This window comes from Bradyrhizobium sp. STM 3562 (assembly GCF_045571435.1).
Lineage (GTDB): Bacteria > Pseudomonadota > Alphaproteobacteria > Rhizobiales > Xanthobacteraceae > Bradyrhizobium.
Window position 1 is genome coordinate 4,367,736 of sequence record NZ_CP120694.1, and the last position, 19,930, is coordinate 4,387,665.

The 19,930-nt window shown below is 62.7% G+C and carries 18 protein-coding genes and 2 tRNA genes; 13 read left to right on the forward strand and 7 right to left on the reverse strand.

Going from position 1 to position 19,930, the window contains the following annotated elements; all coding sequences use genetic code 11:
• Positions 1–9 precede the first annotated feature (9 nt).
• Complete coding sequence (locus tag P6U23_RS20220) at positions 10–753, forward strand: amino acid ABC transporter ATP-binding protein (RefSeq protein WP_407174262.1); 744 nt, start codon at positions 10–12, stop codon at positions 751–753.
• A 129-nt stretch (positions 754–882) separates the two neighbouring features.
• Here the strand turns inward: P6U23_RS20220 and P6U23_RS20225 are convergent, their stop codons facing one another.
• Positions 883–1,917, reverse strand: coding sequence for a cysteine synthase A (locus tag P6U23_RS20225; RefSeq protein ID WP_407174264.1), 1,035 nt, complete (start codon positions 1,915–1,917; stop codon positions 883–885).
• A 74-nt stretch (positions 1,918–1,991) separates the two neighbouring features.
• Entirely contained in the window at positions 1,992–3,221 is a 1,230-nt protein-coding gene (locus P6U23_RS20230) for a class I SAM-dependent methyltransferase (protein WP_407174265.1), read from the reverse strand.
• A gap of 207 nt (positions 3,222–3,428) precedes the next feature.
• On the opposite strand from P6U23_RS20230, the gene P6U23_RS20235 reads away from it, so the two are divergent.
• On the forward strand, positions 3,429–4,163 hold the full coding sequence (locus P6U23_RS20235) for a tRNA-uridine aminocarboxypropyltransferase (protein ID WP_407174267.1): 735 nt from the start codon (positions 3,429–3,431) through the stop codon (positions 4,161–4,163).
• Positions 4,164–4,232: 69 nt separating this feature from the next.
• On the opposite strand, the gene P6U23_RS20240 is transcribed toward P6U23_RS20235, so the two are convergent.
• From P6U23_RS20240 to P6U23_RS20250, 3 genes are all read right to left on the reverse strand, one after another.
• A tRNA-Cys gene (locus P6U23_RS20240) sits at positions 4,233–4,306 on the reverse strand.
• Positions 4,307–4,447: 141 nt separating this feature from the next.
• On the reverse strand, positions 4,448–4,630 hold the full coding sequence (locus P6U23_RS20245) for a hypothetical protein (RefSeq protein ID WP_407174269.1): 183 nt from the start codon (positions 4,628–4,630) through the stop codon (positions 4,448–4,450).
• Between the two features lie 435 nt (positions 4,631–5,065).
• Positions 5,066–5,194, reverse strand: coding sequence for a hypothetical protein (locus tag P6U23_RS20250; protein WP_407174271.1), 129 nt, complete (start codon positions 5,192–5,194; stop codon positions 5,066–5,068).
• Positions 5,195–5,446: 252 nt separating this feature from the next.
• Here P6U23_RS20250 and P6U23_RS20255 point away from each other — a divergent pair, with 252 nt between their 5' ends.
• From P6U23_RS20255 to P6U23_RS20280, 6 genes are all read left to right on the forward strand, one after another.
• On the forward strand, positions 5,447–6,337 hold the full coding sequence (locus P6U23_RS20255; protein WP_407174273.1) for an ABC transporter substrate-binding protein: 891 nt from the start codon (positions 5,447–5,449) through the stop codon (positions 6,335–6,337).
• Entirely contained in the window at positions 6,337–7,989 is a 1,653-nt protein-coding gene (locus P6U23_RS20260; protein ID WP_407174275.1) for an amino acid ABC transporter permease/ATP-binding protein, read from the forward strand. Before P6U23_RS20255 ends, P6U23_RS20260 begins: the two co-directional genes overlap by 1 nt.
• A gap of 46 nt (positions 7,990–8,035) precedes the next feature.
• A complete protein-coding gene (locus P6U23_RS20265) occupies positions 8,036–9,277 on the forward strand; it encodes an acetamidase/formamidase family protein (protein ID WP_407174276.1) in 1,242 nt (413 codons plus the stop codon).
• A gap of 125 nt (positions 9,278–9,402) precedes the next feature.
• Positions 9,403–11,739, forward strand: coding sequence for an acetamidase/formamidase family protein (locus P6U23_RS20270; RefSeq protein ID WP_407174278.1), 2,337 nt, complete (start codon positions 9,403–9,405; stop codon positions 11,737–11,739).
• A gap of 25 nt (positions 11,740–11,764) precedes the next feature.
• A complete protein-coding gene (locus P6U23_RS20275; RefSeq protein WP_407174280.1) occupies positions 11,765–12,157 on the forward strand; it encodes a RidA family protein in 393 nt (130 codons plus the stop codon).
• 202 nt (positions 12,158–12,359) lie between these two features.
• A complete protein-coding gene (locus P6U23_RS20280; RefSeq protein WP_407174282.1) occupies positions 12,360–12,557 on the forward strand; it encodes a hypothetical protein in 198 nt (65 codons plus the stop codon).
• A gap of 1,270 nt (positions 12,558–13,827) precedes the next feature.
• Here P6U23_RS20280 and P6U23_RS20285 read toward each other — a convergent pair.
• Positions 13,828–14,487, reverse strand: coding sequence for a TetR/AcrR family transcriptional regulator (locus tag P6U23_RS20285; protein ID WP_407174284.1), 660 nt, complete (start codon positions 14,485–14,487; stop codon positions 13,828–13,830).
• A gap of 80 nt (positions 14,488–14,567) precedes the next feature.
• On the opposite strand from P6U23_RS20285, the gene P6U23_RS20290 reads away from it, so the two are divergent.
• Positions 14,568–15,308: an SDR family NAD(P)-dependent oxidoreductase gene (locus P6U23_RS20290; protein ID WP_407174286.1), complete on the forward strand. Its 741-nt coding sequence runs from the start codon at positions 14,568–14,570 to the stop codon at positions 15,306–15,308.
• A 443-nt stretch (positions 15,309–15,751) separates the two neighbouring features.
• Here P6U23_RS20290 and P6U23_RS20295 read toward each other — a convergent pair.
• Positions 15,752–15,826 (reverse strand) — tRNA-Asn (locus tag P6U23_RS20295).
• Between the two features lie 270 nt (positions 15,827–16,096).
• On the opposite strand from P6U23_RS20295, the gene P6U23_RS20300 reads away from it, so the two are divergent.
• The 4 genes from P6U23_RS20300 (at position 16,097) to P6U23_RS20315 (ending at position 19,852) form a co-directional block, all read left to right on the forward strand.
• Positions 16,097–16,279, forward strand: a complete 183-nt coding sequence (locus P6U23_RS20300; RefSeq protein ID WP_024511949.1) for a hypothetical protein — start codon at positions 16,097–16,099, stop codon at positions 16,277–16,279.
• 149 nt (positions 16,280–16,428) lie between these two features.
• Positions 16,429–17,094 carry a protein-L-isoaspartate O-methyltransferase family protein gene (locus P6U23_RS20305; RefSeq protein WP_407174288.1) on the forward strand — a complete coding sequence of 222 codons (666 nt, stop codon included), beginning with the start codon at positions 16,429–16,431 and terminating at the stop codon, positions 17,092–17,094.
• 226 nt (positions 17,095–17,320) lie between these two features.
• Positions 17,321–18,712, forward strand: coding sequence for a TolC family outer membrane protein (locus tag P6U23_RS20310; RefSeq protein ID WP_407174290.1), 1,392 nt, complete (start codon positions 17,321–17,323; stop codon positions 18,710–18,712).
• A 330-nt stretch (positions 18,713–19,042) separates the two neighbouring features.
• A complete protein-coding gene (locus P6U23_RS20315) occupies positions 19,043–19,852 on the forward strand; it encodes a PopZ family protein (RefSeq protein ID WP_407174292.1) in 810 nt (269 codons plus the stop codon).
• Positions 19,853–19,930: the final 78 nt, after the last annotated feature.

Sequence of the window (19,930 nt, forward strand, 5' to 3'; positions counted from 1 at the left end):
GAGATCATCATGACCGAGAACCCGATCGTCAGCATCAAAGGCCTCAACAAGTGGTACGGTGATTTTCACGTGCTGCGCGATGTCAATCTGGAGGTCGGCAGAGGCGAGCGCATCGTGATCTGCGGCCCTTCGGGGTCCGGCAAGTCGACGCTGATCCGCTGCATCAACGCGCTGGAGGAGTTCCAGGAAGGCGAGATCGTCGTCGACGGCATCGAACTGGGGCCGAACCTGCGCCGCGTCGACGAGGTGCGGCGCGAGGTCGGCATGGTGTTCCAGAGCTTCAACCTGTTTCCGCATCTGACAGTGCTGGAGAACTGCACGCTGGCGCCGATCTGGGTGCGCAACATTCCGCAGAAGGATGCGGAACTGACCGCGATGAAATATCTGGAGCGGGTCAAGATCCCGCACCAGGCTCATAAATATCCGGGCCAGATGTCCGGCGGCCAGCAGCAGCGGGTCGCGATCGCGCGCGCGCTCACCATGAGCCCGAAGGTGATGCTGTTCGACGAGCCGACCTCGGCGCTCGATCCGGAAATGGTCAAGGAAGTGCTCGACACCATGGTCGACCTCGCCAGGGAAGGCATGACGATGCTGGTCGTGACCCACGAAATGGGATTTGCGCGGGAGGTGGCGAACCGCGTGGTGTTCATGGACGCCGGCCAGATCATCGAGTCCAACACGCCGGCGAACTTCTTCGCCCATCCGCAGCATGCGCGCTCAAAGCTGTTCTTGAGCCAGATTTTGCGACATTAGCTGTTTCCCGTCATTCCGGGATGGTGCGCTAGTAGCACCAGACCTCAGATGCGCAATTGCGCATCGGGGAATCCCGAGATCCCGGGTTCGATGCTTCGCATCGCCCCCGAATAACGGCCGGGCGGCACGCTACACAAACGGCACGTCGATCTTGGTCCGCCGCTCCAACCATTCCGGCACGGGGAGGTTCTTCGACCGCATGAAGTCCGGGTTGAACAGCTTTGACTGATAGCGGTTTCCGGAATCGGCGAGGATGGTAACGATCGTGTGGCCCGGGCCGAGCTGCCGCGCAAGGCGGATGGCGCCGGCGACGTTGATGCCGGTCGAGCCGCCGAGGCAGAGGCCCTCGTGCTCGAGCAGGTCATAGATCACGGTCACGGCTTCCTCGTCCGATACCAAGAAGGCATCGTCGACCCTCGCCGTCTCGATGATCGGTGTGACGCGGCCAAGCCCGATACCTTCCGTGATCGAATCTCCTGGTGTCGATTTGACCTCGCCGTGCTTGAACAGTTCATACATCGCAAAGCCATGCGGGTCGGCACAGGCGGTCACGACCTCCTTGTTCTTCTCTTTCAGATAGCGGCTGATGCCGGCGAGCGTGCCGCCGGTGCCGACCGAGCAGATGAAGCCATCGACCTTGCCGTCGGTCTGCTGCCAGATCTCCGGACCGGTCGATTCGTAATGGGCCTTGGCGTTGTCGAGATTGTTCCACTGGTCGGCGAACAGCACGCCGTTCGGCTCGGACTGTCGCAGACGTTCCGCGAGCCGCCGCCCGACATGCTGGTAATTGTTGGGGTTGGCGTAGGGCAGCATCGGCACCTCGACGAGCTCGGCGCCGCACAGCCGCAGCATGTCCTTCTTTTCCTGGCTCTGGGTTTGCGGGATCACGATCAGCGTCCGATAGCCCCTCGCGCTCGCCACCACGGCAAGACCAATGCCCGTGTTGCCCGCGGTTGATTCCACCACGAGGCCACCCGGCTTGAGCTCGCCGCGTTTCTCCGCTTCGAGGATCATCCATTTGCCGGCGCGATCCTTGACGGACTGGCCGGGATTCATGAACTCGGCCTTGCCGAGAATCGTGCAGCCTGTCTCTTCAGAGGCTCGCTTGAGCTTGATGAGCGGGGTGTTGCCGATGGCTTGGACGACGTCGTTGTTGAAAATCATATCTTTGCAATGCCGGCCGTTTCCTCGAGTCCAGCAAAGGTAATAGGGCGATGCGGTGGCGCAAGCCAGCGGATTTATCGCTGCTTTGCGAAAACCACCTGCCGGACGTCGATGTTGCCGGAAAGGAATCCGGCCTCGCAGTAGGCCAGATAATACTCCCACAACCGCCGGAACCGATCGTCGAAGCCAAGCGGTCTCAGGCTCGGCCAGGCGCTGCGGAAGTTGTCTCGCCAGGCCGCGAGTGTCTTGGCATAATCTTGCCCGAAAATGCGTTCGCGGATGACAGGAATGCCGAACCGCTCGCCCAGCGATTTCAGGACCTGTGGCGAAGGCAGCATGCCGCCCGGAAACACGTAGCGCTGGATGAAGTCGACCTCGCGCCGATAGCTCTGAAACATGCTGTCTTGAATCGTGATAGCCTGAATGCCGGCCAGCCCGCCGGGCAGAAGGCGGTCGCGGAGCTGGGAGAAATATTTCGGCCAGAATTGCTCGCCGACGGCCTCGATCATCTCGATCGAGGCGATCCGGTCATATTGGTCGCGCTCGTCGCGGTAGTCCTGCAGCCTGATCTCGACCTTCTCGGCAAGTCCCGCTTCGTGGATGCGCTTTTGCGCAAAATCGCGCTGCTCCTTGCTGATGGTGAGCCCGACGACCTTCGCGCCAAAGCTCTTGGCGACGTATTCGGCAAAGCCGCCCCATCCGCAACCGATTTCGAGCAGCTTCTGGCCAGGCCTCAGGTCGATGGCTTCGGCAAGCCTGCGATATTTGTTCTTCTGCGCCGCCGCGAGGTCGGCGGTATGGTCCTCGAACAGTGCCGACGAATAGGTCATGCTGGGATCGAGCCAGGCCGAATAGAACGCGTTGCCAATGTCGTAATGCGCATAGATGTTGCGCCGCGCCTGCCGCCTGGTGTTGCGGTTGAACCAGTGCCGCACCATCTGCACGAGCCGCATCAGCGGCTTGTTGGCGAGCATCGCCTGGATCAGGTCGTGGTTGACGCAGAAGACGTAGAGAAACTGCGTCAGGTCCGGTGTATCCCATTCGCCGCTTAGATAGGCCTCGGCGATGCCGATGTCGCCGCCCTTGAGAAGCCGTGCCGCAAAACCGTAATCGCGGACGGTCATCTTCGCCGCCGGGCCGGGCTCGACACCCCCAAGCCGGACCACGCGACCATCGGGCAGGGTGACGTCGAGGGTGCCGCGCCTGAGCCGTGAACCAAATCCGAGTGCCAGCCGCACCAGGCGCGGCAGGTCGGAAAGCTTCGCATCCAGATTGTCAGGGGTTACGGAAATGACGTCAGACATGCAGATCCACCACTCATGTGGCCCTGTGTCCGAACGCACGTGTCTACCGGCGGGCAAGCCTCCACGCTCGCTGGACCAGAGCGCGCCCCCCGCGGGCGGTCAGCGCGGAACCACTATTAGCGTCGGTTCCATGACGAGCCAAGGCTGTTCGGCGGTTGCGCGGAGCGCTTGTTGAAGGAGGAGAGGGTGGGGCGTATAGCCGGGCCCATGTCAGATTTGAGCGAGAGCCCCGCCGGAGCGGCGCATGTGGCGGAGTGCGAGCGCTGCCAGAAGCCGCTGCCGCTCTGCGTCTGCGACAGCATCACGCCGATAAAGAACCGGATATCGCTCCTGATCCTGCAGCATCCGCAGGAGCAGGACCGGGCCCTCGGGACCGCGAGGTTGACGGCGCTGCATTTTACCGACGCGGTCGTCAAGATCGGGCTGTCCTGGCCGAGCCTTGCCAAGGCGTTGGGGCGGCCGGTCGCCGATCCCTCGCGCTGGGCGGTGCTGTATCTCGGCTCGGCGAAGGCGGCGGCGCTCGATCCGGGCAAGGAGATCGTCGCGCTCGATCGCAAAGGCGAACTCGCCGAGAACCAGCGGACGATCCTGGAGCGAATCGAGGGCGTGGTGCTGCTCGACGGCACCTGGAGCCAGGCCAAGGCGCTGTGGTGGCGAAATCCGTGGATGCTGAAATGCCAGCGCGTGATCCTTGGGCCGAAGCGGCCATCGGCCTACGGCGAACTGCGCCGCGAACCTCGCCGCGACGGGCTGTCGACGCTCGAGGCGGCGGCCCTGCTGATCGCGGCGCTGGAAAAAAGGCCGGACATCGAAACGACGTTGAACGCCGCTTTCGGGCGGATGCTGATGCGCTTTCGTGAGGTCCAGCGCACAGATCCCGAACTTGCGCCGCGGCCGAAGCCGCGAAGGAGCTGCGATTTCCGCCGGCGGAAGCGGGCCTAGCGAAAGTCGCCACGGGGGCGGGAACTCAGGCTCGCGCGCCGGATCGCATTAACGGGTCGCATTGATTGATGGAGGCCACGACCAGAATTGAACTGGTGTAAACGGTTTTGCAGACCGCTGCGTAACCACTCCGCCACGTGGCCCCATTGCGCGGGTTAGATACAGGCGATCAAGGGCCTAGGCAACCGCCCTTGCCAGATTATTGGCAGGTTTCGGGCTTCCTCGCCCAAATCAACATCTTGCGCCGAGTTTTTGAGAGGTCGGGGCAGGGCAGTGGCCCGGGCCTAGCTGGCGGCGTACCAGCCTTCAGGGAACGGGATCAGCGGCCAGGTCGTGTCGTTGTCGTTGGCCGCCTTCGGCGGCACGCGAAGGAGCGGTAGCTGAGCCAGCATTGTTTCCTCCCCTTGGGCCGGCGCAATCGCCATTCGGACCACATCCAGCATTCGTTCGAACTCAGCTTCACTCATTGCGCTCTTCCCTTTGAGGCGGCGCAACAACGTCGCAAAACTCGCTTGTTTCGCAGTTGAGCGGATCGCTCAAATTCTAACGATGCCGGCGCTTGGGCCAGCATGGTTAGCAAGCTCTTGCCGATTTCGGCCGGACCCTAGTGGATGCGTGCGCCCCCCAGTGTGAGAAAATCCACATTTGCACGGAAAAATTTCCTCCGAATCGGCAGCCTGGCGCGCCGTTTTCCATCGATGAGGCGATATCCGCCGCGTTGAATTGGGGCTGTGGACGGACTTATCCCGCCCTGTGAATTTCCGCGCAGCAAGTCGTTGTGACCAAACGGAATTTTCTCGAATCTGGCCTTGTGCAAATGCTGCGGACAACCGCAGATAAACCACCACGTTACGTTTTGGAGTTAAGGCGTCCTCCGAGGCTCCCGAGAGCTTGGAAACTCGCTAAATCCCGAGCACCCAGACGGCTACGATCGTGGCAATCACGGCGATTCCGCTGATCGTCCAACCGGTCACATAGGCTCCGCCATCCGGCTCCGGCCGGTCGACCATGGTGTCGCGCCAATGGTTCATGACAGCCTCCAAGAGCTTTCGCTTCTTCTCAGTTAGGTCCGGCGAACGGCGGGAAAGGTTCAAACACCGGTTGCAGGTGGCCGCGCTCTCGTCCCACGACACAATTTTTGGGCAGCCGGCTGCCCAAATCTTGGAGGCGCCCGATCCAATTTTTTGTGCGCCCTCGGACAAGTTTTTCCGAAAGCGTTGGCCCAGGTTTCTTCGATGTCTGGACATGGCAGGCGCCATGGCAACCTCGAAGGAGCTGGCAACATGCTGAAAGGGCTTATGACCGAACCACGGCGCGCTCGGCGCCTTCTTGCATTGGGCGCGATCGTCGTCGCGGGATTTCTCCTGAACGCGAACGCCGAGGCCGCGCCGGCGGGCTGCGCGGCGGTGCAAGCCAAATATCCGCAGTGGAAGGGCAAGACGCTGGTCAATGCGATCAATCCGCATACACCCGGCTATGAGGCGATCGATCCCAAGGACCCCAGCAAATATGTCGGCTTCGACATCGATCTCGGCGAAGCGATCGGCGACTGCCTTGGCTTCAAGCTGACCTACAAGCCCGTCGTATTCGCGGCGCTGCTGACGACGCTGGCGAGCGGCCAGGCCGATATCGTGATCTCCGACATCTACGCAACCAAGGAGCGCGCCAAGGCGGCCGACTTCATCACCTACTCGAAGGTCTTCGACGGCGTTCTCGTCGCCAAGGGTAACCCGAAGGGCATCCACGGCATCGACCTGACGCTGTGCGGCGCGGCTGCCGCTGAAAACACCGGCTTCGTCGAGGTGCCGCTGGTGCAGGAGATGGGACCCAAGTGCAAGGCGGCGGGCAAGCCCGAGCCGACGCTGCAGCTCTATGACAACAATGCCAACTGCATCCAGGCGATCCTGGCCGGCCGCGCGGACACCTACATCAACGACGTCAACACGGTGGACCAGGCGGTGAAAGCCAATCCGGACAAGCTGGAGAAGGCGATCGCGGTCACTATTCCTTACTCCGTCGGCATCGCCGTGCCGAAGGACAAGCCCGAGTTTCGCGACGCCGTGCTGGCCGCGCTGATCGAGGTACAGAAGGCGGGCATTCACATGGAGCTCCTGAAGAAGTGGGAGCTGGACGTGAACAACTTCAAGGAACCCGACATCCTCACCGCCGACTGATGTCGCTGTTCCTGCACTATCTTAGTCTGCCGTATCTGCTCGAGGGCATCGAGCTGACCTTGCAGGTCACCGCCCTCGGGCTCGCCGGCGGACTGCTCCTCGGCCTGATCCTCGCATGGATGCAGCTCAGCCGCTTTTGGCTGCTGGCTACCTTCGCGCGCGGCTACACCGTGATCTTCCGCGGCACACCGCTGATCCTGCAGATGGTGTTTGCCTATGATGCGCTGCCTCATATCGGCATCAAGCTTCCGGCCGTGATCGCGGCGGGGCTCGCGCTCGCCTGCAACGAGGCGCCTTTCATCGCCGAGATGCTCCGTGCCGGCGTGCTCGGCGTCGATCGCGGCCAGCTTTTGGCTGGCCAGGCGCTTGGCATGACGCCAGCCGTCCTGATGCGCCGGGTGATCGCGCCCCAGGCGATCCGCACCATGATCCCGGCCTTCGGCAACGAATCCGTCAGCGCGCTGAAAAATTCCTCGCTTGCCTCCGTGATCGCCGTGCAGGAGCTGACGTTGCGCAGCACCCAATTGGCGTCGTCGACTTTCGATTTCTTCTCGATCTTTTTCGCCTCGGGCCTGCTCTATCTCATGCTGACCGGGGCCGTCAGCGGCATCCAGCTCGCGATCGAATGGATGCTTGATCTCGATCGCGCGCCGCGGCAGCGCCGGCTCGCCGACTATCTCCCCTTGTCTCTGCCTTGGCGCCGCGTCGATCTCACCACGAAACTGCAGCTCGCCGAGAAGACGGCGCTGTCGGCCGCAACAGAAACGGCTGCGCCTGACATCGTCACATCCCGCGCGCGCCTGCTCACGCGTGAGGAACGCGCCAAGCGCGCCGCAACCATTGCCCGCAACAATATCGCCGTGGAGGTGAAGGATTTGCGCAAGAGCTACGGTCCGCAGACCGTGCTCGAAACGCTGAACCTGACAGTGAGGGTGGGCGAGGTCGTCGCCCTGTTAGGAGCGAGTGGTTCGGGCAAGAGCACGCTGCTCCGCTGCATCAATCATCTGGAGAATTGGGATTCCGGCATCGTGCGGGTGGGCGGCCGCCGTCTCGGGTTTCGCGATGATGGCAAACGGCTGTCGCCGCGCGACATCGCCAACGAGCGGGCGAGTGTCGGCGTCGGCATGGTGTTTCAGCAATTCAACCTGTTTAGCCATCTCTCGGCCAAGGAGAACATCGCCGGCCCGCTGCGCTGGGTGCACGGCATGAGCCGGACCGATGCCGATCGCCGCGCGCGCGAGCTCCTGGAGCGCGTGGGCTTGAGTCATCGTGCGGACGCGCTGCCGCGGCATCTGTCCGGCGGCCAGCAGCAACGCGTGGCAATAGCGCGTGCGCTCGCGCCAAATCCAAGCGTGCTGCTGCTGGACGAGCCGACCTCGGCGCTCGATCCGGAACTCGTCAACGAGGTGCTGGAGGTGATCCGCCGGCTCGCCGTCGACGACGGGCTGACCATGATCATCTCCACGCACCAGATTCGCTTCGCCGACGAGGTGGCTGACCGCGTGGCCTTCCTCAACGCCGGAGCGATCCTTGAGGAAGGACCGGCGCATGAAGTGCTCACCAATCCGCGCCATCCGCTGACCGCGCGCTTTCTCAACGTCATGGACGCGGACAGGGCGAAAGGCGCGCCGGAGTTGGTCCGATGGCGATGAACCGCTTGAGAACCGTCCGATCGCGCAAGCCGAAAGAGGCCATGACATGAGACACTTTACCCTGCCGGTGTCGCCGGCGACCGTTCACTGGGGCTATTTCAGCAAGAAGGTTGCCCCCGCGCTGACGCTGCGTTCGGGCGACCGCGCCACGATCGAGACGCTGACCCATCATGCCAATGACGATTATGAGCGCATGATCGCAGGCGATCCCGGCGCAGAGAGCGTGTTTCACTGGACGCGCGAGCACAAGGCCGTGGCGCGGCGTGGGTCCGGCCCGACGCAAGGCCCGTTCGTGCGCGGATCGGGCGAGGGGCTTGGCGTGCATCTTCTGACCGGGCCGGTGGCAGTCGAAAATGCCGAGCCGGGCGATATCCTGGAGGTCCGCGTGCTCGACGTGCGTCCGCGGCCGAGCTGCAGCGCCTGCCATGCCGGCAAATGTTTCGGCTCCAACGTCGCCGCGAATTGGGGCTTTCACTACCACGATTTGATCGAGGAGCCGAAGCCGCGCGAGGTCGTCACCATCTTCGAGCTCGACACCTCGGGCGAGCCGTTCGCGCGCGCGGTGTACAATTATGTCTGGACGCCGCAGACCGATCCCGACGGCATCCTGCATCCCACCATCGATTATCCAGGCGTGCGGGTGGATCACGGCAGCATCCGCAAGCGGGAGAACATCTTGCGCAGCGTCAAGGTGCCGGCGCGGCTGCATTTCGGCACCATGGGGCTTGCACCGTCCGAGGCCGATTTCGTCAGCTCCATTCCGCCGAGCTACACCGGCGGCAATATCGACGACTGGCGGATCGGGAAGGGGGCGCGGATGTACTATCCCGTTGCCGTGCCGGGCGCGTTCTTCTCGGTGGGTGATCCGCATGCCGCGCAGGGCGACAGCGAACTCGGCGGTACCGCGATCGAGACCTCGCTCACCGGCGATTTCGAATTCATCCTGCACAAGGAGAACGATCTCGCCGGCACGGTGCTGGAGGGCCTCGCCCATCCGATGCTGGAGACCGATCAGGCCTGGTCAGTCTACGGTTTCACCTATCCGAACTACCTCGCCGAACTGGGGGCGGCAGCGCAGACCGAAATCGCGAACCATTCGAGCCTCGATCGCGCCATGCGGGATGCGTTTCGCAAGCTGCGCCGCTTTCTCATGACCGTGCACGGGCTGAGCGAAGATGAGGCGATCTCGCTGATGTCGGTGGCTGCGGATTTCGGTGTGACGCAGGTGGTCGATGCCAATTGGGGCGTTCATGGGACGATCCGCAAGAACGTGTTCCGGTGCGACTAATGCCTTGATCAAAAGTGGCTTTCGCCAGTTCGTCGAAACGGGCGACGTTTTTGCCGTCGGCTTCTCGGCGATCGGCTTTGCATCCCTGGCACGGGGGTTGCTTGCAACCCGTGCTGGGTCGACGCATGAGCTTTCGTCCGTTCACAAGTGAATCCTATGCGCAGAACGACCGCCCAGAGGCCTGGCGGGACGTCCTGAGCGCGGTCGGCCTGAAGCCGGCAACGCCAAGCGCCTTCTATGACGGTCATGCGACGGCTTCGCACCGAAATGCCCCGGGCGTGGCCTTGACCCGGCTGGCGGCGGGAGCGCAGGCGGTGTCGCCTGACGTGCAGGCGAGCGAAGAGTTGCCGATCGTGCTCATGGCGCTGGAGGACGGCGTCGTGCTGCGGAGCGGCGGCGCGCATCGAATCATCCCCGTCGGCCACCTCTTGCTCCTGCCAAGGAGCGGCGATTGGCGGGTCGTTTTCCAACGCGACATGCGCGCGATCGTGCTGTCGGTGACCGCGGCGGCGCTGCATGGCCGCATCGCCGGCAGGTCCGGATTTGGCGAGCCGCGGGTCATGGCGCCCGGCGGCTTTGCCAACGTGTTCTCGCGAATGCTGGAGGCAACCGCGCGAACGCTCGAAGATCTCAGCGATCTCGAATGGGCCGCGGTCGCCCAAAGCTTGGTCGATCTCCTCCTCACCCTCGTACGCCGGCTACCTGCGACGACGCATGATGCCGGCCATAGCGCAACGCAGGCGGCGATCCTGCATCGCATCTGCCAGACCATCGAGCGTAGGCTGGACGACTCCGAACTGTCGCCCTCGCGCGCCGCGCAGGCCGAGGGCATTTCCGAGCGCTATTTGCAGAAGCTGTTCGAAGGCGTCGGCGACAACTTTACGCACTATGTCCGGGAGCGGCGCCTGCAGCGGGCCTGGGCCGATCTGTCCAACCCGGCCGAGGCGCATCGATCCATTTCGGAAATCGCGTTCCGCTACGGCTTCAGTGACTCCGCGCATTTCAGCCGAACCTTTCGCCAGCGCTTTGGATTGTCGCCGCGCGAATTCCGCCAGCAGGAGGCGGAACGCGCAACCTCATCCGCCGCGGCAAGAGAACAGCGCGGATGGCCGCAGGACGCACTTGCCCAGATGCGGGCGCATCACTCGGCGGACGTCAAACGGAGCTGCGCCGCACCGTCCCAGCCGATCGAGCAGGTGAGCACCGCGGATCCATCGCATCATCACATCGCGGTCGAAGCTGCGCGGGTCCATTGGGGTTATTTCAGCCGCTCTTTGCCGGCACAGGCCGAGATTGCATCCGGCAACACCATCACCATCGAAACCCTGACGCAGCATGCGTCCGATGATCCCGAATTGATGATCGCGGGCGATGCGGGTGCCGAAAGCGTGTTCGGCTGGACGGCTGACAGAAAGAATGTGGATCGGCGCGGCGCCGGCCCGATCGACGCCTCCGTGTTCGGCCGCGGCGCCGGCGAGGGATTTGGGGTGCACATCTGCACCGGTCCGGTCGCGGTCAAGGACGCGCAGCCCGGGGACGTGCTTGAGGTTCGCATCCTCGATATCGTGCCGCGGCCGAGTCGGAATCCGCGCTTTAAGGGCAGGGTGTTCGGCAGCAGCGTCGCGGCCTGGTGGGGCTATCATTACAACGAGTTTCTGGCTGCTCCGAAGCCACGCGAGGCAGTGACGATCTACGAAATCTTTGGCTGGGACGAGGCGCCGCATGCGCGAGCGCTTTATTCCTATCGCTGGGAGCCGCAGACCGATCCATTCGGCGTCATCCATCGCACTTACGACTATCCGGGTATTCCCGTCGCGCCCGGCACGGTCAAACGCCGCCATGCCGTGCTCGACGGCATCCGCATTCCGCTGCGGCCGCATTTCGGCGTGATCGCGGTGGCGCCGCGCGAGGTCGATTTCGTCGATTCCATTCCGCCGTCCTATTTCGGCGGCAATCTCGACAATTGGCGGCTCGGCAAGGGCGCGACCGTCTATCTGCCGGTCGCCGTGCCCGGCGCCCTGTTGTCGGTCGGAGATCCCCATGCCGCGCAGGGCGACGGCGAATTGAGCGGCACGGCGATCGAGTGTTCGATGACCGGTACCTTCCAGGTGATCCTGCATAAGAAGGGCACGCTCGCGGGGCAGCCGTTTGCCGATCTCAGCTATCCCCTGATCGAGACCGAAACGGATTGGGTGCTGACCGGTTTCAGCCATCCCAATTATCTCGCCGAGTTCGGCGCGCAGGGGCAGAGCGAGGTTTACGCGACGTCCTCGCTCGACCTCGCCATGAAGGACGCGTTCCGCAAGATGCGCCGCTTTCTCATGAACATCAAAGGGCTCAGCGAGGACGAGGCGATTGCGCTGATGTCTGCCGCCGTCGACTTCGGCGTTACGCAGGTGGTGGACGGCAATTGGGGCGTACACGCGATCTTAAGCAAGCGCCTGTTCGAGAGCGCGCCCTGATTCTGAAGAGAGAGGACCGACTCCGTTGAAATTTCATATGATCCCGGGCGGGCCGAGGCCCGTCGCGCCCTTCAGCCATGCCGTGGAGACCGACGGCTTTGTGTTCGTGACCGGCCAGATGCCGGACCGGCCGGAAAGCCCGGGCGTCCTGCCGGAGGGCATCGTCGCGCAAACGCGGGCGGTGATGGAGAATTTGAAGGTGGTGCTGGCGGGACTAGGTCTCGGCCTCGAACACGTCGTGATGGCGCGAATCTATCTGACGCGCTTCCGCGAAGATTATGCGGCGATGAATGAGACGTATCGCGGGTACTTTGCGCCGGATCGGCTGCCCGCGCGCACCTCCGTCGGCGTGACCGGACTTGCTTATGATGCCCTGATCGAGATTGATCTGGTCTGCCGGCGCGAATCGGTGCCGTGAGCGGTCAGCCAAGGGGAAGCTGAACACCACTTTACCGCAGAGGGGCCGCGCGGCCTCTTCCAGATGTTGCCCGCCATGCGACAAGCGGTCACAGTTGCGGCTTTCCACCACATCGCGCGTGCGGCTTTGATAAGGTGATACCCGTAGTTGTACGGGGCGCCTGTTCCTCAATACGGTTACATTCCGCTGTAACGATCTCACAATGAGCGGAGAAGCCGAGTTCGACCATCAACGGGAGGCGGAGGCTGCCATGAAGATGGCGGCCGCTACGAGCGGAGATGAGCGGCTGACATGGGTGCGGGTCGCACAAGCCTGGCATGAACTCGGTCGCGCCCGAGGGGAAGGACCGGTGTATGTTGATCGTGCCCGCAGCTCCAAAGAAACGAAATTGAAACGCTGATCCGCGCGCTGTGAAGCCAATCAAAACGCTGTGGAAGAGTCCCGCTCGATTCAGGTTTCGCTCGCCGGATTGCTCCTATCAGTCATCTTTATCCGCTACGGCATCGACCTGGGATCGGCGGTCTAGGGGCGAGGGCCCGGACCATGCTGTCGCACGCCGCCCGTCCATTGCTCGGCATCATCGCCGCTTGTCTCGCCGGCTTTATTCTTTTCTCGCGATCTCTTGAGCACGTCGGCCTGGGTTGCAGCCGAAACGCCACGGACGATCACACCGGCTCATCAAAGTCGGCAAAGCCAGTCCGCTTGTGACTGCTAGGGATTGAACATGACGCAAGCTACACAGCGGAGTTCTAAGGGACGCTTGATCAATTCAGAGAAACGTTGGCCAGCTAAATGCTGCTGGTGTAAATAGCGTCGTCCTTGTGAACCTCGCCGTGCCTTTCGGAGCTCCTGGCCGTCCCCTTGAGCGGTCCAAGGCTCGTTTGTGATCCTCGACCCAACCTGCGGGTGCGACAGGGGATCAGGCTCAGACGGTGCGGTGGAAGCTCGTGATCGCGACTTCGCGGTCCGCTCTGGATGCCCCAAACCGATTGTCGCGTGATCACCTCTGGTTTCAGCCAATCCTGTCGGCATGTCCTCAGCGTGGGCTCGTGCGCCGTCGCTCCCGAGTTGTCCGGCTGGACGGTCTTCCGTAATGGTCCGCAAGGACTTCCCTTCCTCCTCGCTTGTCGGGGGGCTGATCGCAATTTTGTCGAGCGCAGCGGGCCCGGCTGAGCCTTCGTCCGCGAGACCATCAGCTTGCGGCTGTATGGCGTCTTTCGAGAGTTGCGGCCATGGTGCGGCCTGTTCGGAAGGCTCGACAAGCCAAAGGTATCCACCCGCGAGCAAAATCCCGACGACCGCCAAAATAAAAAGGGCGCGCATCCGGAGCTCCATAGTCTCCGCAGAGGCCAGTCTGCTTACCGGAGACGCAGCCAAGGTCTGCTTGGCTCTGAGCTGTCCGGATTGAACATCCAAACCTATGTACCTGCAAGTGCTGCGAGTCCTTGCTTTGAACTTCCTCGGCATCCCGGTCTGGAAGTTCGGCGGCGCGTAAGCGCCGCCTAGCTCGCTGGCGTCTTAGAATGGGACTTAGCTGTCAGTCAGCCCTCCGGGCACGGGTTGACAGCGGCCCATCCCAGATTCGACCGCGATTGCAGCGGTGGCGCAAATCCTACACGCCCGATCACCGACGCCCGCGCGTCAAGCAACGCTAACGTCGCAATGGGTGTTCATCCAGCCCTGGAGACGATGCCGTCCCACCCGGCCATCGCGATCTCGGCTACGGCCAGGAGCTCCGCCCTATCGGCGCCGTCACGGGCCCGGATCGCCATCCCGCTCTGAACGGTTTGCAGAAACCGCGCGAGCTCGATGACATCGACGGACGTTGGCAGCTCGCCTTCTGAAACGGCCTCTTCCAAACGAGCTCTGAGCAGATCAAACGCGCTACCGCGTGCCGCACGCATCAGGTCGCTGAGTTCGGCGTGGCCGTCGCTGCCAACTGTGCCAAGCGTAACCATACATCCATGAGGCAGATCGCAATCCGACCCCGTCATGGCGGCCGCGGAGTCTCGCAGGTAAGCCAACGCCGCGTCGCGCGCCGTGGCCGCCTTACGAAACCGCCCCAGAACAAGGTCTTCATAGGTCGCGCAGTAGAACCTGAGCGCCTCGGCATACAGCTCGTCCTTCGAACCGAAGGCGGCATAGAGACTCGTCGAACCGACGCCCATCACCTCCGTTAAGTCGGAAATCGACGTCGCCTCGTACCCCTTGACCCAGAACACTCTCATTGCCTGCGCCAGCGCGGCTTCACGATCGAACGCGCGCGGCCGCCCCCGTCCACGGGGTGCCAGGCCAACGCGTTCCGATGAGCTTTGATCCTTTTTTTGCATCGATCACTACATAAAACCGTTGACACCTCTTCGCAACGGCCATAGCAAATATGTATCGATCACTGCATAAAAGATGAATCATGATCAACTTGACTGGAAAACGGGCCCTTGTAACCGGCGGCTCTCGGGGAATCGGGGCGGCCATCGCACTCGCGCTGGCTGAGAATGGGGCGGACGTCGCTCTGACCTTCCAACGTTCGAACGAGCGCGCCCACGCGGTGGTGACGTCAATCGAGCAGCTTGGCCGCCGCGCCGCGGCCATCCAGGCCGACAGCGCCGATCCGACCGCCATCAGACGATCCGTCGATGAGGCCGTCAGGGCGTTGGGAGGGCTGGACATTCTCGTCAACAACGCCGCGATCGCGCTCTACGACACGATCGCCGACTTCAAGGTGCAAGACATTGACGCGCTCCTCGCTGTGAACGTCCGCGGCCCTGTGCTGACCACGCAGGCCGCTCTCCCACACCTGGGCGCGGGTAGCCGCGTGATCACGATCGGTTCCGCCGGTGCGGATCGCATTGTCGGATCGACCGGCACCGTCTATTACATGACGAAGGCCGCGCTGCAGTCCTTCACCCGCGGTCTGGCGCACGAGCTTGGGCCACGCGACATCACGGCGAATCTCGTCCAGCCGGGCTCAACCGACACCGACATGAACCCCGCCGACGGTGAGTTCTCGGACTTCCAGCGCGGTCTCATCCCCTTGGGCCGGTTTGGCGCGCCAGCGGACATCGCCGCCACCGTTGCCTTCCTGGCAAGTCCCGCCGCCCGTCAGATCACTGGGACTATCGTGAACGTGGACGGTGGGCTGTTGGCCTGAAGGCGCGCAGACTGCCTGAAAAGGAGCAGACAGAGTCATCAACATTGATGGACACGGCGACCGCCGCACGACAGTCTGCAAACCGTGAACTAGCCTTTTCTGAGAAGACTTTCAAAACGCCGCCTCTTGGCCTCAGGCTAGGCTGACGGGTTGGCGAGGTGCATGCCTCGCCTTCCCAAACCACCTCGCCGTGGCAGCTTCACTGTCACTGCCTTCCGCCCCAACGCCCCCCAAGGTCATCGGCTGAGTCTGATTTGTCGACGTACGCGCGGGCCTGATCGCCTGGAGCATGGTGGTTGAACGCGCCGGATGTAGCGCTCGATCTTCGGTATCTACGCTACGCAGAGCACGAACAAATGTGGCCCACCTTCAAAGAGGGCGGTCGAGGCGGTGGGTCAACCAGCCCCAAATGATCCAGCAATTTCAATGAGCGCTTTAAGCGTTGGCTCCCCGGGCTGGATTCGAACCAGCGACCATCCGATTAACAGTCGGATGCTCTACCGCTGAGCTACCGAGGAATGAGCGAAACAAATGTTCGCGAGCGCGGAGCGTATAACAAAGCCTTTTCCGCTTGCATAGGAGAAATCGCGCACTTGCTTGTGAATGTCGCCAGGGGTCGAAACGCAAGGTGCCGCAATAAGTTGCCTGGCAGTTTTTCAAATCGGGGGAGGGTAGTCCCAGGTGCCGTTCGCTTCTTTTCAGTGTCGCGGGGCGGGTCCGCCGCTGCGACGCCAAATCGACTTATTTGGCCAAGAGCCTCCGGACGTGGGTTTCACGGAGGTGATTCCATGAAAGAGAGCATTGGGGCCCAGCGAACCGATTCGATGCCCTCGATTGTTCCGAGCCACGTGGTCTCGCTGACCGATGATGAATGTGTCGCTCGCTTGGCGCGCGTCATCGAAGAGCATGATTTTGGCCATTTGGACGAGATCGCTCGGCTAATCGGCCGCCTTGCTGTCACAATCGAATAAAGGCAGCCCAAAGAACCGGACTGAGAACACAGAGGGCCGGCCCTGCCGGTGCCCTCTGTGTTGCGTTTTGGCAGGGCTTGTACCAAAAGACGCGGCGTTCAGCTCCTTCCGCGGGCTTGCTCCGCTTTCGCTTCTGACAAGGTTCACCAATGTCCGGTTTTGCGACCGCGCGCCAGAAAATGGTCGATGGCCAGGTGCGCACCAATGATGTCACCGATACTCGAATCATCGAGGCGATGCTTGCGATTCCCCGCGAGCTGTTCGTCCCGCAGGACAAGCAGGCGCTCGCTTATCTCGACCTCGATCTCGACGTGAGCACGGGCGGTTCCACGAAGCGCTTCATGATCAAGCCTCAGGTCCTCGCCAAATTGCTGCAGGCGGCTTCGATCGAGGCAAGCGACAAGGTGCTGGTGGTGGGTTGCGCGAGCGGCTATGCGGCGGCGGTAGCCGCACGCCTCGCGGCCAAGGTGACCGCGACCGAAAGCGATTCGGCTTTGGTCGAGAAAGGTAATGCCATACTTGACCAGCTCGGCTTCACGAACGCGACGATCAAATCAGGAGCCGCTGCTGACGGTTATCCGGCCGATGCGCCTTATGACGTCATTATTCTCAATGGCGCCACGGAAGTGAGGCCGGAACGGCTCTTCGACCAGCTCGCCGAGGGCGGTAGGCTGGTGGGTATCTTTGCCGCGAGCAGGCCGGCTCGCGCCACGCTCGTGACCCGCTCGCACGGGGATCTCGGCCATCGTGCGCTTTTTGATGCCGCCGCTCCCATCTTGCCCGGGCTGGAGCGGCATCCGAGTTTCGAGTTCTAGGCCAGTGGCATCCCAGGGTGGGCCAATGGACATCCCGAGTGGTGTTAAAATCCCGTTTTGAATCAGAAGTGTGGCGCGGATGCTGCAGCCAAAGAGTTTCCTTTGGGTTCTGCCCGGAGGTGGTTCCGTAGCGCTTGTGCGCAGCTTATGTTGGGCGGGGCGCTGACTCTAGGGGTGGCCCGGCAAGCTGGGGCGAGCCGGTGCTAGAATGAATGGAATAACAGGAATGCATGGGGTGAAGGTCTTCACCGGAGCTGCGGCTGCGGTCCTTCTGATGGCGTGTGCTGGACCGACGCCGGTCCTTGCGGACACGATCGAGGCTGCGCTGATCCGGGCCTATCAAAGCAATCCCCAGCTCAATGCGCAACGCGCGCAGGTGAGATCGACTGACGAAAACGTGCCGAAGGCGCTGTCGGGCTATCGTCCCACGGTGAACCTCACCGCCAGTACCGGTTATCAATATACGGACGAGACGTTGAGCCAGAGTGGCGCCAAGCTCAGGGTTCATGGCACGAACATCCCCCGCAGTGTCGGTGTCACGGCCTCGCAAAATTTGTTCAACGGATACCAGACCGCCAATGGCGTGCGCGCGGCCGAAGCCCAGGTTTCGGGGTCACGCGAGGCTCTGCGTGTGCTGGAAGAGACGGTGCTCTTCAACGCCGCCACGGTGTACATGGACTATCTGCGGGATGCGGCCAATCTGGAAGTCCAGAAAAGCAACGTGCGCGTGCTGGAGCAGACGCTGAAGCAAACGCGCGATCGCTTCAACGTCGGCGAGGTGACGCGCACCGACGTCGCGCAATCGGAAGCGCAGTTGGCCGCCGGCAAGACACAGGAGCTGACCGCTGAGTCAAACCTGACGACGACGCGGTCGAATTTCCGCCGCATCATCGGCACCGAACCTACAAACCTTGCGCCGGGTTCGCCGGTCGACCGCTTCCTGCCCTCGACGTTGCAGCAGGCGGTTGACATCAGCCTGATCGAGAATCCGAATGTGACCGCCGCCATGTACGGCGTCGACGTCAACTACCTGCAGGTGAAGATCAACGAAGGCGCGCTGCTGCCAAGCGTTACGTTGCAGGCATCGGTCCAGCAAGCCAATGACCAGAGCCCGACGATCGCCCAACAGTTTACAGCGGCTGCAGTCGCGAATGTCAGGGTTCCGATTTACCAGGGCGGCGCGGAATACTCGCTGATCCGCCAGTCGAAAGAAAATCTCGCTCAGCAGCGGCTTACGTTGGAGACGACCCGCGATCAGACCCGCGCGAACACGGTCACCGCCTGGGGCCAACTGGTTGCAACCAAGGCGCAGGTGGCGTCGGCGCAAGCGCAGGTGACGGCGTCCGAGATCGCGCTGAACGGCGTGCGCGAAGAAGCTAAGGCAGGCCAGCGCACCACGCTCGACGTGCTGAACGCGCAGCAGGCGCTGGTCAATGCACGCATCGCGCTCGTGACCGCGCAACATGACCGGGTCGTCGCATCGTACAACGTACTCCAAGCGATCGGGCGACTGTCGCCGCAGGTGCTCAATCTGCGCACCCCGACTTACGATCCGAGCGTGCATTACCAGCAAGTTCGCGACAGTTGGGCCGGCGTTCGCACGCCCGACGGACGCTAATCGCGCACCATTCAGCGACGAGTCGTTTTCAAGCGCCGGAAGATCCGTTGGGTCTTCCGGCGCTTTGCTTGCAAACGCTGACGGCCATGACATAGCCTTTCTTTGGGCGACAGAGCGATTCGCGCGTCCGGAGAGTCGTCAGCCGCGACGCTTCGTTGCCCTCAAGCAAGGGGTGGGGCTTTCGCGCGAGTTGCATCGAGCGGCGCTTGATCTGGGGACAAGTGAGTCCTGGGCGATCAAATCGCCGGCTCCTCGGCCCCGGAACCGGAAAACCCGTCGTGGCTGATGTAAAACAACGCATGCGAGGGCGTTGATGATGTGGAGTCGGAAATGACGCAGCCTGCAAAGGTCCAAGAACCCTCCATGGAGGAGATTCTGGCGTCGATCCGGCGCATCATCGCCGATGACGAAGCCAAGCCGCCGGCAGCCGAAAAGCCTGTCGGTCCGCCACCGGCGCCTCCGCCGCCCGCCGCTGCAAAACCGGAAAAGCCCGCTGCGCCGCCGGCCGCCGCCAAGCCGGCAACGGCCGACGCGCCGTCGTCGAAAATCGCTGCGGCGGCGCCTGTTCCGCCAAAGGTGGCCGCGCCGCCACCACCACCGGCACCGCCCCAACCGGCACCGGCTCCTGCGGTGGCGGCCAGCAACAGCCAGGACGACATCGACGCTCTGCTGGCGGGCCTCGACGAAACCACAACGCCGGAGGAAGTGCGACCGCCGCAGCCCGATGGCGAGGTGTTCGAACTGACCGACGAGATGGCGGTGCCCGCGCCGCAAGCTTCGCCGCCGCAACCGCAGCCATCGCAAGCGTCCTTCCAGAAGGTCGAGCCCGACGACGACATCGAGTTCGCCGAATCGGCCGCTTCGCGGGCGATCCATCGGCAGCCTGCTTACGATCCGCCTCCATTTGCGGCGCCGCCGGCGCCCTCAAGGGAGATTTTGTCGCAATCGACGGTGACCGCCGTGGAATCCGCCTTCAATACGCTTGCCAACACCGTGCTCAGCAATAACGCCCGGACCCTGGAAGATCTGGTTAAGGAAATGCTGCGCCCGATGTTGAAATCCTGGCTCGATGACAATCTGCCGGGCCTGGTCGAGCGGATCGTAAAGGCGGAAATCGAGCGAGTTTCGCGCGGCCGGTAACGCCTCGGGCAGGGTTGACCACCCCCATTCAGCCATTAGCTCCGCTCTTATGCGCGATTGAACCGGTCTGTCCGGTTG